11 protein-coding genes are annotated in these 14,355 nt (G+C 55.4%); 8 read left to right on the top strand and 3 right to left on the bottom strand.

Annotated elements, in window-relative coordinates; genetic code table 11:
* Nucleotides 1–58: 58 nt before the first annotated feature.
* From nadE to ACT3R4_RS10455, 4 genes are all read left to right on the top strand, one after another.
* Entirely contained in the window at nt 59–883 is an 825-nt protein-coding gene (gene nadE, locus ACT3R4_RS10470) for an NAD(+) synthase (protein WP_441678822.1), read from the top strand.
* Between the two features lie 80 nt (nt 884–963).
* Nucleotides 964–2,112, top strand: a complete 1,149-nt coding sequence (locus ACT3R4_RS10465; protein ID WP_441678824.1) for an exonuclease SbcCD subunit D — start codon at nt 964–966, stop codon at nt 2,110–2,112.
* A complete protein-coding gene (locus ACT3R4_RS10460) occupies nt 2,109–5,177 on the top strand; it encodes an AAA family ATPase (protein WP_441678826.1) in 3,069 nt (1,022 codons plus the stop codon). The genes ACT3R4_RS10465 and ACT3R4_RS10460 overlap by 4 nt, the downstream gene beginning before the upstream one ends.
* A 103-nt stretch (nt 5,178–5,280) precedes the next feature.
* Complete coding sequence (locus ACT3R4_RS10455) at nt 5,281–6,015, top strand: tellurite resistance TerB family protein (RefSeq protein ID WP_441678828.1); 735 nt, start codon at nt 5,281–5,283, stop codon at nt 6,013–6,015.
* 224 nt (nt 6,016–6,239) lie between these two features.
* Here the strand turns inward: ACT3R4_RS10455 and ACT3R4_RS10450 are convergent, their stop codons facing one another.
* Nucleotides 6,240–7,136 (bottom strand): LysR family transcriptional regulator, encoded by an 897-nt coding sequence (locus ACT3R4_RS10450; RefSeq protein ID WP_441678830.1) that lies wholly within the window; start codon nt 7,134–7,136, stop codon nt 6,240–6,242.
* A gap of 129 nt (nt 7,137–7,265) precedes the next feature.
* Here ACT3R4_RS10450 and ACT3R4_RS10445 point away from each other — a divergent pair, with 129 nt between their 5' ends.
* The 3 genes from ACT3R4_RS10445 to ACT3R4_RS10435 all read left to right on the top strand — a co-directional run bounded on the left by ACT3R4_RS10445 (nt 7,266) and on the right by ACT3R4_RS10435 (nt 10,858).
* Nucleotides 7,266–8,777 carry a CoA-acylating methylmalonate-semialdehyde dehydrogenase gene (locus ACT3R4_RS10445; RefSeq protein ID WP_441678832.1) on the top strand — a complete coding sequence of 504 codons (1,512 nt, stop codon included), beginning with the start codon at nt 7,266–7,268 and terminating at the stop codon, nt 8,775–8,777.
* Nucleotides 8,778–8,797: 20 nt separating this feature from the next.
* The gene (locus ACT3R4_RS10440; protein WP_441678834.1) at nt 8,798–10,462 is read left to right on the top strand and encodes a GMC family oxidoreductase; all 1,665 of its coding nucleotides are present in this window, start codon (nt 8,798–8,800) and stop codon (nt 10,460–10,462) included.
* A gap of 189 nt (nt 10,463–10,651) precedes the next feature.
* A complete protein-coding gene (locus tag ACT3R4_RS10435; protein ID WP_054641278.1) occupies nt 10,652–10,858 on the top strand; it encodes a cold-shock protein in 207 nt (68 codons plus the stop codon).
* A 503-nt stretch (nt 10,859–11,361) separates the two neighbouring features.
* Here ACT3R4_RS10435 and ACT3R4_RS10430 read toward each other — a convergent pair.
* Complete coding sequence (locus ACT3R4_RS10430; protein WP_441678836.1) at nt 11,362–11,724, bottom strand: helix-turn-helix domain-containing protein; 363 nt, start codon at nt 11,722–11,724, stop codon at nt 11,362–11,364.
* Nucleotides 11,721–12,017, bottom strand: a complete 297-nt coding sequence (locus ACT3R4_RS10425) for a type II toxin-antitoxin system HigB family toxin (RefSeq protein WP_441678838.1) — start codon at nt 12,015–12,017, stop codon at nt 11,721–11,723. Before ACT3R4_RS10425 ends, ACT3R4_RS10430 begins: the two co-directional genes overlap by 4 nt.
* Nucleotides 12,018–12,537: 520 nt before the next feature.
* Here ACT3R4_RS10425 and ACT3R4_RS10420 point away from each other — a divergent pair.
* On the top strand, nt 12,538–14,307 hold the full coding sequence (locus tag ACT3R4_RS10420) for an SLC13 family permease (protein WP_441678840.1): 1,770 nt from the start codon (nt 12,538–12,540) through the stop codon (nt 14,305–14,307).
* Nucleotides 14,308–14,355: the final 48 nt, after the last annotated feature.

The raw sequence follows: 14,355 nt of genomic DNA, 5'->3' as shown, positions 1-14,355 counted from the left end.
CTAGCCTGAATAAAACGCTATCCGCTATGGATCAACGTTCGACCGCAAGGAGGCCAGGATGGTAGATCAGCAGGCAACCCAATCGCATATTCAAACGGTTTTGCAGGTAACGCCGCGTATTGACCCGCAGCAAGAGATTGATAAGCGCGTTGATTTTTTGTGTCGCGAAATGATCGATACAGGGCAGCATGCGCTTGTATTGGGTATTAGTGGCGGCGTGGATTCCACGGTAGGCGGCCGCTTGGCGCAGTTAGCGGTTAATAAGGCGCGTGAGCAGGGCATCGACGCCTCTTTCTACGCGATGCGGTTGCCTTATGGTACTCAGCAGGATGAAGACGATGCGCAGAAGGCACTGTCGTTTATTGAACCCGACCATGTGCTGGCCGTTAACGTTAAACCGGCAAGTGATGTCCTGTTGGCCGCACTGGAAGAGGGCGGGCTAACGTTTAGAGACGACGCTCACCGCGACTTTGTGTTGGGCAATATCAAGGCGCGACAACGCATGGTGACGCAATACGCAGCGGCCGGAGCACGAAGTGGCCTGGTGGTCGGCACGGATCAAGCCGCCGAAGCACTAATGGGCTTTTTCACCAAATATGGCGACGGCGCCTGTGATGTTGCGCCGCTCACCGGGCTAACCAAACGCCAGGTACGTGAAGTAGGCGCAGCGCTGGGGGCACCTGCCTTCCTAGTTGAAAAGCAGCCCACTGCCGACCTGGAAACGCTCAAGCCCCAGCTGGCGGATGAAGTGGCGCTAGGCGTGACTTATGCGGATATTGATGCCTTCCTGGTCGGCGATGCCATCAGCGATGAGGCGTATACCACCATCATTGACACCTATACCCGCACCGAGCATAAACGCCAATTGCCCAAGAGCCCTTAAGTATTTCTCACCCGTAAAGGCTAAACGCCGTCAGGTTAGGTTGTTATGATGCAACCACCTAACCTGCCGTTGAGCCTGCCATGCGTCTACTCCACACCGCCGATTGGCACCTGGGGAGATTGTTTCACAACATCTCACTGCTTGAAGACCAGCGCCACGTTCTAAACCAGCTGATCGAGATCGTCGACCGCGAAGCCGTAGACGCTGTGCTGATTGCGGGCGATATCTATGACCGCTCGGTGCCGCCTTCCGCGGCTGTTACGTTGCTTGATGATGTGCTGGGCGAGCTTTGCCAAGCGCGTGGTTTGCCAGTGGTTATTATTTCCGGCAACCATGATGGCGCCGAGCGCTTGGGCTTTGGCGCACGCCATTTGCGTCAGGCGGGGCTGCATATTCTTTCTGATTTGAGCGCCTGCGATACCCCGGTTACGCTTGCTATCAACGGCGTTGAGATCGATATTTTTGGCGTGCCCTATGCTGACCCGGAATACGTACGCAGCCAGTTCGGTGAACCGGTCCGCGACTTTGATAGCGCCCACCGCTACTTGCTAACGCGTATTGGTGAGAAGCGCCACGCTACCCGCCCAACGGTGCTGATGAGCCACTGCTTTGTAGATGGCGGCAGCGCATCTGATTCCGAGCGCCCGTTAACCCTGGGCGGTGCAGAAAGCGTTGCCTGGGAGCCCATGCAGGGCTTTGACTATGTCGCGCTTGGTCACTTGCATGGCCCGCAATACCGTGGCGGCGAACATGTTCGCTACAGCGGCTCGTTGCTTAAATACAGCTTTTCAGAAGCTCAGCAGCGTAAAGGCGTTACGCTTGTGGATATAGGTAACGAGGGAGTGACCGGCATTGAGCATCGCCCGCTGGTGCCCAAGCGCGAAGTGCGCGTGCTGGAAGGCGAACTTGATGAACTGTTGAGACAAGGGCGCGAGGACCTCTGTGCCGATGACTACTTGTTGGTTCGATTAACCGACCGCCACGCTATTTTAGACCCCATGGGTAAGCTGCGCGCGATATACCCTAACGTTTTGCACCTCGAAAAGCCCGGTATGCTAGGGATGCAGCAGCGTCAGCAACTGGATCGCGAACGGCTGCGCTTTAATGCCCTGGATATGTTCAGCGATTTCTTCGAACAAACCAGCGGTGACGCCATGAGCGCGGACCAGGCGCGTGCCATGAGTGATGTCATCACCTCCCTCAGCCGCGATGAAGAGGGCCAGTCATGACGCCGCTCGTACTCACCATGCAGGCCTTCGGCCCTTTTGCGGCTGAGGAGATCATCAACTTTTCTCAGCTGGGTAGAAGCCCGCTGTTTTTGATCAACGGCCCGACAGGCGCCGGGAAAAGCTCGATTCTGGACGCTATCTGCTTCGCGCTTTATGGCCAGACCACGGGAGAAGAACGCTCGGGCACCCAGATGCGCTGCGACCAGGCCGCCGATACGTTGCTAACTGAAGTAACGCTGGATTTTTACCTGCGCGGAGAAAACTACCGGGTGCGCCGCGTGCCTCAGCAGGAGCGCCCTAAAGCGCGAGGCGAAGGGACGACAACGCAAAACGCAGAAGCCCAGCTGTGGCGGCTAACCGCTGACGACAAGGAAAATCAGTGCCTCGTCGCGCGTAGCGTTAACGATGCTACCGCCCAAGTGCAGGCACTACTGGGGCTGGATGCCAGCCAGTTCCGCCAGGTGATGGTGCTGCCCCAGGGCAAGTTCCGCGAGCTGTTGCTGGCGGAGTCAAAAGATCGCGAAAAGATTTTTTCCCAGCTGTTTCAAACCCATATTTTTCAACGCATTGAAGAGCATCTGCGCACCCAAGCCAACCAGATAGACCGAGCGGTGAAAGATCACCAGCATCGTGTCCAGGGCATTCTGGATGCAAGCGACATTGAAAGTGAAGCGGTGCTTATTGAGGCGCTGGAAACGCTGGCGCCAGAGCATCAGGCTGCTGAAAAGGCGTTAGCCATTGCTAAACAGCAACGTGAACAGGCAGAGGCTGCCGAGCGCCAGGGACAGGAGTGTCAGGCGCTTTTTGACCGCCATACGGCGTTGGGCGCAGAAAAAAAACAGCGGCTACACCAGCAGCCGGAAATAGAGCGTGCTCAACAGCGCCTAAGCGCCCATGAGCAAACCCAGGCGCTGGCCGAACCCTTTCACCGCGTGCAAACAGCGCAGCAAACGGCAAGCGCTACCCAGCAAGAGCGCGTTCAGGCTCAAACGGCTGTTGAAAAACAGCAGGCGACGCATCAACACGCTCAGCAAGCGTTACATCAGGCACAAACCCGCTACCAGCAGTTGCCGGAACGCCGTGAACAGGCTGGCCGTTTACAGCAAGCGCTGGAGCAATTTCAGGCGCTCACTGGTGTGGAGCAGGCGCTACACCAGGCGCAACAAACATGGCAAAGCCTGTATCGGCAGCTTGACCAACAAACGCAGCAGCGCGACACCATCGCTGAGCAGGGCGAGGCACTTGCCGCCAGGCTGAAAGCAGAGCAGATAGAGCGCAATCACCTTGCAGGCTGCGATGAAGTGTTAAAAAGCCGCCAAGCGCTGCACGCGCAGCGGCAAACACTGGCCGGGCTTGAATCCCAGCGCGCTGCATTGGCCGAGCAAGTGGCTCAGGCGGCAAGCGATGTTGAGCATCATCAGCAAACGGTTGAGCGCTATAAGCGTCGCGCCACCGAGCAGGAGATGCACTGGCACCAGGGCCAAGCCGCGTTACTCGCCGCTCGGCTGGAATCCCAGCAGCCCTGCCCGGTGTGTGGCAGTCGTGAGCATCCTGCGCCCGCCGTACAAGAGCAGCCCCCCGTTACCCAGGCCGATGTGAAGCGCGCACGCACGGATCATGAGCAGGCGCATCAAGCGCTGGTGCAAGCTCAACAGTTGCAGCAGCGTTTGACCCAACAGCTTAAGTATAACGACGAGCAGAGCGAGTACTTACGTCATACGCTGGGCGAGTGGGGCGCTAAACCACTAAGCGCACTGGAGGCTGCCTGCCAGGAGAGCCAGCGACATGTTGAGCGCTATCAAGTGCTGACTCGAGAGTTGGCAGCCCGGGAGCGCACACTTGAGCAACATCGCAGCGAATGGAAAGCGCTGGATACCCAGATAAAGACACAACAGCCTGAGTTAGAGGCCGCTCAAAAGCGGTGTCATCAGTTGGAAGCCCAATGTGAGCAACTGCGCAGGGCGTTGCCTGAGCCACATGGGTCACTTGAGGCGCTTCAGGTAGAGCTTGGCCGTGTGCAAAGCGACATTCAGCAGTCTGAGGCGGCGTGGCAATCTGCTCAGGAGAGTGCTCATCACGCACAAACGGCGCTGGCCCGCGCCGAAACCACGCTGTCAGATATTGCCCAGCGCGCCGCCGCCGCGACTCAGGCGCTAAGCGCGGCCCAAAACGAATGGCAACTGGCGCTAAGCGGTAGCGCTTTCGGCAACGACGCTGACTTTATTCAGGCCCGCCTGGAAGCGCCTGAGCGCCAGGCGCTTATTGAAACCGTCACCCTCTTTCAGCAGGCGCTGGCCAAGCTGGATGGTCAGCTTGAGGATAGCCAAACACGCCTTGAGGGGCTAACGCCGCCTGATTTAACCGCTTTGGCGGAGCAAGTGGCTAGCGCGCAGGCGCATGAGCAGGTTTGTAATCAAACCTACCAGCGCTTGGCGGCTCGGATTGCACAGCTAACCGCCACTCAGCAAAAGCTCAAGGCCGCCCATGCCGCCGAGGCGGAGCTTGAAGCCGAGTATCGGCTGTGGGGAACGCTGAGCGAGATCGCCAATGGGCGCACCGGGCATCGCATTAGCCTGCAGCGTTTTGTGCTTGGCGTGTTGTTGGATGATGTGCTTATCCAGGCATCCGAGCGGCTGGTGCGGATGAGCCGGGGGCGTTATCAGCTGGTACGCCGTGAAGACCCCTCCAAAGGAAATAAGGCCTCAGGCCTGGAGCTGGATGTTGCCGATACCTATACCGGTAAAAATCGCCCCGTCGCGACGCTCTCGGGTGGCGAATCGTTTATGGCCGCGCTGGCGCTAGCATTGGGCCTCTCTGACGTGGTGCAGGCGTATGCCGGTGGCATTCAGCTCGATACGCTATTTATCGATGAAGGTTTTGGCAGCCTGGACCAGGATGCCCTTGACCAGGCCATCACCATGCTGAGCGAGCTGCAAATGGGCGGGCGTATGATTGGAATTATTTCTCATGTCAGCGAACTCAAAGAGCAAATGCCGGTTCGTATAGAAGTACGTGCCAGCCGCCAGGGAAGCACAGTACAAGTGCAAGGTGTTATACCGGCGTAGGTCCTCTAGACTCAGTAGGATCTAGGCGTGCATTCGTTGCCAGTACGTACATGGTTAGCACGTACATTGTCAGTACAATCTGTCAGCCCCAAGGAGTACAAGGATGAACGCTAGTAAAATTCTTCAACAGCTTATGCAGCAGGCCGGTGGCAGCCAAAACGGCAGCAGCGGAGTCAATGTGAAGGGCATGCTGGAGGGCTTGTCTCGTCAGTTGGGCGGGGGCGGTAGTGATCAGCGCTCAAGCCAGTCGGGAAGTTCCAGCGGCTTCGATATGAAAAGCCTTTTGGGCGGTGGAGCCATGGGCATGCTGGTCGGTTCCAAACGTGGCCGGAGCATGGGCGGTAAAGCGCTTAAGTATGGCGCTATTGCAGGCGTTGGCATGCTGGCCTGGAAGGCCTGGCAGAATTCACAGGCCGCTAAAAATCAACCCGCCACCAGCAGTAACGCAGAAGGCGAGCGTGTTGATGTATTAAGCGGTGAGATTCAGGAGCGGCGTAGCCTTGAACTGCTGCAGGCCATGATAATGGCAGCTCGCGCCGATGGGCATATTGATGAGCAGGAACAGGTGCTGATTACGGAGCAGATCGATGCGCTAGGGGCCGACCAGGAAATGCATAACTGGGTCGAAAGGCAGCTAAAGGCTCCATTGGATGCCGAAGCGCTTGCCCGCGAAGCGGACTCGCCCCAGGCTGCCCGGGAAATGTATTTAATGAGTGTCGCAGTAACTGATGACCAGAACCCCATGGAGCGCGCCTGGTTGGATCAACTGGCGCAAGCGTTAAAGCTTACCCCAGATGTCACCAAAGAGCTTGAGCACCAGGCCCAGCAGGCGGGCTGATAGCGTTTTCGTTTTCACACTAAAAAGCGCCGCCAGGATGCTGGCGGCGCTTTATTTTTACCGGTGGCAATAGCCTAAACGGCGTTATCGATTACTCCTGAATTTGACCCGCCAAAGGGCATTTCCGGGGTGGCAATAAAAAGTGCGTACGTCTTTTATCAATGGCTGGTTGGCTGGCGTATGTATTCGTGATAGTTCCGTCCATCTTTTTAAAGCCAGTTTCTTTAAAGCGAGGGCCATACTTCGTTCAGCGTACGTAATGCCGCGTCAATGGGAGGTTCTTCTGCACGATCATGGCGCCAAATCAGGCTAAGTGCGCAGGGCAGGCGAATATTGCTGGCAACGACAAGGCCGCTTTCCTGACGCTCGGTCATAGCCAGAGCGTCGCGCGCAAGGCTCAGGCCAACGCCCGCGCGGACTAAGTCCAGCATGCAGGCCTCCTGATCGACCTGAGCGACGCGATTGGGTGTGGCGCCACTGCTGGCAAGTGTGTGTTGTAAAAGGCGGTGATGGGCCGAGTCCTCTGGCGTGACGATCCAGGGCAGGCGGGCCAGGGCTTCCCAGCGCGTATCGGCCAGTTGGGCATCCCAGCCCATCGGGGCAACAACGTAGTAGTGAAAGTGGGTCAGCTCGCGCCAGGCAAGCGCCTCATGGTCGGTTCCCAGGCTGGGTGGCGCCAGGTAAAACCCCACATCCAGGTCGCCTTGCTCAACACGCCTTAACGTATTGCCGCTCATCCCATGATGAAGCTCGGTTTCAAGCTGCGGTGCTTGCGTCATTAGGCGGCGCAGGAAAGCGCCCAGGCGAATAAATTCTGGATCGACAATCGTGCCTATCTTGAGCTTGCCTCTTGGCGTGCTATGCAACGTATTGGCTGTTTGCTCAAAAGCATAGGCGCTTGCCAAGGCTTTCTCGGCGGAGGGTAGCAGGGTATGGCCATCAGGCGTTAGCGCTAAGCCCTGGGGGCGGCGTTCAAACAAAGTAAGCCCCAAGCTTAGCTGAAGCTGCTTCAACTTTAGGCTGATGGCGGGCTGGGTAAGGTGCAGTTGCTCAGCCGCGCGTGAGACGCTGCCTAGACGGGCGACCATGACAAATGCCCGTAGTGTCGCATATTCGTGCATGGCGCCTCCTGGTTTTCATTTTGTTATTAGCAGAGCTTATATCCCGGTTTAAATTTACTCAATTGATCGAGCCAACAATCACGCTAGTCTGGGCAGATCCCATTGGTTCTGCTTATAAAGGTAGTGATGATGACAACAACAGCCATTCAGCACTTTATTAATGGTCAGATCAGCGAAGGTCGCTCTGGCGATGCCCAGGATGTGTTTAACCCAGCCACCGGCCAAGTCACCGGCCGTGTCGCCCTGGCATCACAAAGCGATGTGGAGGCGGCTGTAAATGCGGCCAGTGCAGCGTTTCCTGCGTGGGCCGATACGCCGCCCATTCGCCGGGCCCGAGTGCTGTTCAAGTTTCTGGAATTATTGGATACGCATAAAGATGCCCTCGCTGAGGCGATCACCCAAGAGCATGGCAAGGTATTTACCGATGCCCAGGGCGAGGTGGCGCGCGGGATCGATGTTGTCGAGTTTGCCTGCGGTATCCCCCAACTGCTTAAGGGTGACTACACCGAGCAGGTCAGTACCGGTATTGATAATTGGACAACCCGGCAACCGCTTGGCGTTGTGGCGGGTATTACGCCGTTTAACTTCCCGATCATGGTGCCGATGTGGATGTTCCCTATCGCCATCGCCACGGGTAACACCTTTATTCTCAAACCAAGCCCGCTTGACCCTAGCGCGTCACTAATGCTGGCAGACCTTCTGAAGCAGGCCGGTTTGCCCGATGGCGTGTTTAACGTGGTGCAGGGAGGGAAGGAGTCTGTTGAAGCATTAATCGATCACCCCGAGGTCAAAGCGCTCTCGTTTGTTGGCTCGACGCCAATTGCCAACCTGATCTATGAGCGGGGTGCCAAGCACGGCAAGCGCGTGCAGGCATTGGGCGGGGCGAAAAACCATATGGTCGTGATGCCTGATGCGCACCTGGATAAAGCGGTGGATGCGTTAATCGGCGCCGCCTACGGCTCGGCGGGCGAACGCTGCATGGCGATTAGCGTAGCGATACTGGTCGGTGACGTGGCGGATAGCGTGGTGCCCAAACTTGCCGAGCGCGCTAAAGCGCTAAAAGTAAAAAATGGCATGCAACTGGATGCCGAAATGGGGCCGATCGTAACGCGTCAGGCCCACCAGCGTATTACCGGCTACATCGAAAAAGGCGTGTCTGAAGGCGCGAAACTGATCGTGGATGGCCGCGAGTTTAATACTGCCCAGGTGGGTAGTGACTGTGCCGACGGCTTCTGGATGGGCGGCACGCTTTTCGACCACGTCACGCCGGAAATGACAATCTATAAAGAAGAGATCTTTGGCCCGGTGTTGGTGTGCGTACGCGTGCCGGATGTCGCGACGGCCATTCAGTTAATCAACGACCATGAATTCGGTAACGGCGTCAGCTGCTTTACCGAAAGCGGCAGCGTGGCAAGAGAGTTTGGGCGCCGTATTCAGGTCGGCATGGTGGGTATCAATGTGCCTATCCCGGTGCCGATGGCGTGGCACGGCTTTGGCGGTTGGAAGCGTTCACTGTTCGGCGATACCCACGCCTACGGTGAGGAGGGCGTACGTTTTTATACCAGGCAGAAGTCAATTATGCAGCGCTGGTCAGACTCGATTGATAACGGGGCTGAGTTTGTGATGCCGACGGCCAAATAAGTCGATGCGGAGCAAGGCAAATGACACAACAACAAACCTTGGCATTTGACTACATTGTGATAGGCGCAGGCACCGCAGGGTGCCTGATGGCCAACCGGTTAAGCGCCGACCCGAATAATCGGGTGCTTCTAATCGAAGCGGGTGGGCGCGATAACTATCACTGGATCCATATTCCGGTGGGGTATCTGTACTGCATTAATAACCCGCGCACCGATTGGCTGTTTCGCACCGAGCCAGAACAAGGCTTGAACGGCCGTTCGCTGATTTACCCGCGGGGTAAAACCCTGGGCGGCTGTTCGAGTATCAACGGCATGATTTATATGCGCGGCCAAGCGCGCGACTACAATCACTGGGCTGAGGTCGTGGGTGATGAGGCGTGGCGGTGGGAGAACTGCCTGCCGGACTTTATGCAGCATGAAAGCCACTACCGGCTGGATGAAGGAGGCGATGCGGATGCCGAGCAGCGCGAGTTTCACGGCGATAGCGGTGAGTGGCGGGTTGAAAAGCAGCGCTTGAAGTGGGAAGTGTTGGACGACTTCGCCGAGGCGGCCGTGCAGGCCGGTATTCCCCGCACCGAGGATTTTAACCGTGGCAATAATGAAGGCGTTGCTTACTTTGAAGTCAACCAGCGTAATGGCTGGCGCTGGAACACCGCCAAGGCGTTTTTACGCCCTGCGCTTAAACGTAACAACCTGACGCTTTGGCACTCTACCCAGGTGAATCGGCTCTGCTTTGAAGATGATCAGGGCAGCCCGCTCTGTAACGGGGTAGACGTTACCCTGCGCGGGGAAAATCTGAACGCCCGCGCCAGCAAAGAAGTAATTTTATGTGCCGGTGCCATTGGATCGCCGCATCTTTTGCAGCTATCGGGTATTGGGCCTAAAGCACATCTTGAAGAGCACGCCATTGAGGTAGTGCATGACCTGCCGGGTGTAGGCGAGAACCTGCAAGATCATCTTCAGATCCGCTCAGTGTATCGTGTCACCAATGCAAAAACGCTCAATGCAGTAGCAGGCACTTTGCTGGGTAAAGCAGGCATTGGCTGGGAGTATCTGTGCAAGCGCACCGGCCCCATGAGCATGGCACCTTCACAACTTGGCGCCTTTACGCGCAGTTCTAACGAGTATGAGCACGCGAATATTCAGTATCACGTTCAGCCATTAAGCCTTGAGGCATTTGGGCAGCCGCTACATCCTTATCCGGCCATTACCGCCAGCGTATGCAACTTAAATCCGAGCAGTCGCGGAACAGTCCGCCTGAAAAGCTCCAATCCAACTGATGCTCCGGCTATTTCGCCCAACTATTTAAGCACCCACGAGGATCGAAAGGTGGCCGCTGATTCACTGCGCGTTACTCGGCACATTGCAGCGCAGGCGGCTTTTTCCAAATATGCTCCCGAGGAGGTTAAACCGGGGCTTGAGTATCAAAGTGATGACGAGCTAACGCGCTTGGCAGGCGACATAGGTACCACCATTTTTCATCCAGTAGGCACAACACGGATGGGTTGTGCTGATGATCCGATGGCCGTTGTGGATGCTAAATTACGAGTGCTGGGCGTCAAGGGGTTACGCATTGCGGATGCGGGGATAATGCCCACCATCACCAGCGGTAATACAAACTCGCCCACGCTAATGATTGCAGAAAAAGCGGCTAAATGGATTTTAGAGGAAAATGTGTTGCATTAACTTTTTTTTTAAGCATAGTGTTGACGTGTGACCTGGTTAGGCGCATTCTTAAACGCAGTTGGTTAGCAAGTCGAACGTTGTCAGCAGTATCGAACGCCTAAGCGTGAGTCTGGTGAAAGTTTCTTGTTCTACCCACTGCAATTCGGGTATTTCCCGGCTTTACATTAAGCTACATCGAGGATTTCGATCATGGCAACTGGTACCGTTAAGTGGTTTAACGACACTAAAGGTTTCGGCTTCATTTCTCCGGACGACAATGGCGACGACCTGTTCGCGCATTTCTCTGAAATTCAAGCTGACGGTTTCAAAACTCTGCAAGACGGCCAGAAGGTTTCCTTCGACGTCACTCAGGGTAAGAAAGGCCTTCAGGCTTCCAACATCAAAGTTCTGGGTTAATTCTCAGCATTTGATGTTCGCTGCTAGCGCCAGGCGTTAGTAAGCTGAAAAAACGCTCGTGAGCGTAATGCCGTTCGGTTAACGATGACCGAAGGCTCTAAGAAAATCCGGTATTCTTCATTGGATACCGGATTTTTTTGTGCCTATTCAACAGACATTGCTCGATATTGATGAGCTACATTCCTTCACTGGCCTCAGCACCTTTGCCCAGCATATCCCTGTCGAATGGATAGAGTCTGCTCTTCACCTTTCTGGATGACCGTCCTCGACCATCAAGGCCGAGGACGGTAAAAATATCCAAAACCCGCTATCCAGTAAATCGCAAGGCGGCGCCGCTTAAGTGAACAGCATTACGAGCCTAGCGCCGGGGCTTTTTGCTATCCACTTCCCAGCTAGAAGCGTCACAGGTGCCACTACCGAGCAAATCAGATACAGCAGACATTGCGGTTAGAGTCTTTTGATGGGCAGGAAGGATTCAACCCCGCTGAAGCGGGGTCTGGTGGTTAGGCGACCTGATTCATAAGGCTGTCGTAAGGGATTTTCAGGCCGTCATGAAGTCTTTTTATCATGCCCAGGCTTAGCTTGCGCTTACGGTTCAATACCTCAGAGACGCGGCCACTAGGACCGATATAAGCCTCAAGGTCGCGCTGCGTTAGCCCCTGTTGCTCCATGCGAAATTTGATAGCTTCGATGGGGTCGGACGGGTCGATGGGATAGTGCTTATCCTCGTACTTCTCAATAAGGATGGAAAGCACTTCAATTTCATCGGCTTCAGGAGAGTCAGGCGCGGCACTCCAAAGCTCTTCTAGGCGAGCGAAAGCGCGATCAAGGTCGCTATCATTACGGATGGGCTGAATGTTCATCATATTGTCTCCGCATCAACTTTATCGTACTGAGCATGGGTGCCGACGAATCGAACCCAGGCAATTTGCTGCTCATAACGAATGGATAGGATTACCCGGTACTTATTGCCGCCGATATTGAAAACAGCGCGCCCACCTTTAAGGATGCTTGCTGTTCTAATATCAGCCTTTAGTTGCTGTGGTGTTTCCCAAGATGCCTTTAGCATCATGTTATACCACTCGGTCAGCGAGGTTTCGGCATCGCCATAGCCCTGCTCCCAAAACTCTTTCAGCGTACGCTTTGCTATGACTCTCATGCCACCTCCCAATATGGGATATTGTAGCGCCTCCCAATTTGGGAGTAAAGTTTGATTCCAGCAGGCTAGCGCCGCCTTCCCCCCCCCCCCTTAAAGCTAAGATTGGTTAGAACGCCCATATCGTCAGATGCCGCTAAGCGCGTCCCCAGTGATCGACTGCATGCCTTTCAGGGGGCGCTTGCGGCGGAGGGCTGAAGGAGGCTGAATTCTTGGCGCGAGAGAATGAAGAGACGCGATACCGTATTTCGATCGATTCCAGTGGCACCATGGATATATCGCCTACTGCCTACTAGGACGCTTATTTATTCTCAAGGGCTTGAGATAGGAAGACCCCGCCGAAGCGGTAATGCTGTTCGGTCATCGGCAAACCTTAACCGAACAGCATTACGCTCACGAGCGGGGTTTTTTGTGTGTGAATTTTATTATTCTATTTTGGTATTTAAATGTTTCTAAAAATAACTTTTTAGAATATGTGGTTGAGGTCACAATAGCGCATTACTTTTGTTAGGAATGTCGCGTTATGACACTGGATGCATGGATTGCGATAGCGGTGGTTGCCACCATCTTCCCGCTAATGACCGTCTCGAGGTTAGGGCCCGACATCATTTTGCTTGGCGCTGTCATTGTACTGATGACCCTGGGCGTTATTGAGCCAGCTCAGGCGTTAAGCGGCTTTTCCAACAGTGGGCTGTTTACGGTCGCTTTTATGTACGTGCTGGTGGCTAGCATCCGTGAAACGGGTGGTATCGATCTTATTATTCGCTATGTATTGGGGCGCCCTAAAACCGAGCGGGGTGCTTTGGTGCGGTTACTGTTACCGGTGGCCTCTTTAAGTGCTTTTTTAAATAACACCCCTGTAGTAGCTACCTATATACCGGCGGTTATGAGCTGGAGTCGGCGGCTGCGACGCTCCCCTCAGCGGCTGCTGATGCCGTTAAGCTTCGCCTCCATTCTTGGCGGTACGATTACCTTGTTTGGCAGCAGTACCAACCTGGTGGTGTATGGGCTGCTGACGGAGCGTTATCCCAATGTGGCCATGGGCCTGTTTGACCTTGCCTGGGTGGGTGTGCCAGTCGCCGTGGTAGGGCTTGCCTATCTGGTGATTCTTGGGCCGCGCCTGTTACCTGCCCGCGAGGGGTTGGCCAATGCGTTCGCTAACCCGCGTGAATTTACCATTGAGATGGAGATCGATCGGGAAGGCGTTCTGGTTAATCGAACGGTGGAGGAGGCCGGGTTGCGCCACTTGCAAGAGCTGTTCCTGGTTGAGATCGAGCGTGACGGTAACGTTGTGAGTGTTGTGGGGCCTGGTGAGCAGTTAAAGGGTGGCGACCGGTTGGTGTTTGTGGGCACCAGCGATGCCGCTGTCGAACTACAGCAAATTCGTGGATTAATACCCTCGCATGATCATACCTCCAGCCTTGAAAAAGAGTTCAAAGAGCGCCGCTTGGTCGAAGCCGTAGTGTCGAATCAGTGCCAGTTCATTGGCCAGCGCATTCGAGACGGCCGCTTTAGGACGCTTTATGGTGCGGCCGTACTGGCTATTTGCCGAGGCGGTGAGCGTGTCACCGGCAATCTGGGGCAGGTACGCCTGCAGCCCGCTGATGTGCTGCTACTGGAAGCGCGTCCTCCGTTTATTGAACGCCACCGTCAGTCAAAAGACTTTCTCTTGATCAGTGAGCTAAACGGCTCTGCGCGGCCTGTTCATGAAAAAGCGCCGCTCGCCTGGGGGATTCTGCTGGGGGCAGTATTGCTGGCTGCATTCGGCGTTTTGAGCATGTTAAATGCCGCGATGCTGGGCGCTGCACTGGCGCTGTTAAGCGGCTGCTGTTCGGTTGAAGCTGCTCGGCGCGGGCTGGATAGCCAAGTGCTTTTGACGATTGCTGCCTCGTTTGGTGTGGGGGCTGCGCTGCAGAGTTCGGGCGCCGCAGATGCTATTGCCGGTGGCATACTGCATGTCGTAGGCAGTAACCCTTGGCTGCTCTTGATAGGTACGTACTGTGTTGTGGCGTTGCTAACTGAGCTTGTCACTAATAACGGTGCGGCGGTCATCATTTTTCCGGTCGTCATGGCCGCCGCCGAGAGCCTTGGCGTAAACTCAATGCCTTATGTGATCGCGATAATGTTTGCCGCTTCGGCCAGTTTTTTAACGCCTATTGGCTATCAAACCAACTTAATGGTGTATGGGCCCGGCGGTTATCGTATCAGTGATTTTATGCGCGTAGGTGGTGGCCTAAACGTGCTAACCGGGGCCATCGCACTCATATTGATTCCTCACGTGTGGCCCTTCTAAGCGTAATCATTCGCTGTGAATGCCGGTTTACGTTAGGGTCTGTTAATG

Source organism: Halomonas sp. AOP7-E1-9 (genome assembly GCF_052376035.1).
GTDB lineage: Bacteria > Pseudomonadota > Gammaproteobacteria > Pseudomonadales > Halomonadaceae > Vreelandella > Vreelandella citrativorans.
The sequence above is the reverse complement of the archived record's forward strand: the minus strand, read 5'-3'. Positions and strand labels throughout refer to the sequence as shown.

What these genes read in the sequence shown, in the direction of transcription:
- ACT3R4_RS10445 (WP_441678832.1), top strand. Translation starts at nt 7,266, where the DNA reads ATGACAACAACAGCCATTCAGCACTTTATTAATGGTCAGATCAGCGAA.
- ACT3R4_RS10455 (WP_441678828.1), top strand. Translation starts at nt 5,281, where the DNA reads ATGAACGCTAGTAAAATTCTTCAACAGCTTATGCAGCAGGCCGGTGGC.
- ACT3R4_RS10430 (WP_441678836.1), bottom strand. Translation starts at nt 11,724, where the DNA reads ATGATGAACATTCAGCCCATCCGTAATGATAGCGACCTTGATCGCGCT.
- ACT3R4_RS10440 (WP_441678834.1), top strand. Translation starts at nt 8,798, where the DNA reads ATGACACAACAACAAACCTTGGCATTTGACTACATTGTGATAGGCGCA.
- ACT3R4_RS10435 (WP_054641278.1), top strand. Translation starts at nt 10,652, where the DNA reads ATGGCAACTGGTACCGTTAAGTGGTTTAACGACACTAAAGGTTTCGGC.
- ACT3R4_RS10450 (WP_441678830.1), bottom strand. Translation starts at nt 7,136, where the DNA reads ATGCACGAATATGCGACACTACGGGCATTTGTCATGGTCGCCCGTCTA.
- nadE (WP_441678822.1), top strand. Translation starts at nt 59, where the DNA reads ATGGTAGATCAGCAGGCAACCCAATCGCATATTCAAACGGTTTTGCAG.
- ACT3R4_RS10420 (WP_441678840.1), top strand. Translation starts at nt 12,538, where the DNA reads ATGACACTGGATGCATGGATTGCGATAGCGGTGGTTGCCACCATCTTC.
- ACT3R4_RS10425 (WP_441678838.1), bottom strand. Translation starts at nt 12,017, where the DNA reads ATGAGAGTCATAGCAAAGCGTACGCTGAAAGAGTTTTGGGAGCAGGGC.
- ACT3R4_RS10465 (WP_441678824.1), top strand. Translation starts at nt 964, where the DNA reads ATGCGTCTACTCCACACCGCCGATTGGCACCTGGGGAGATTGTTTCAC.
- ACT3R4_RS10460 (WP_441678826.1), top strand. Translation starts at nt 2,109, where the DNA reads ATGACGCCGCTCGTACTCACCATGCAGGCCTTCGGCCCTTTTGCGGCT.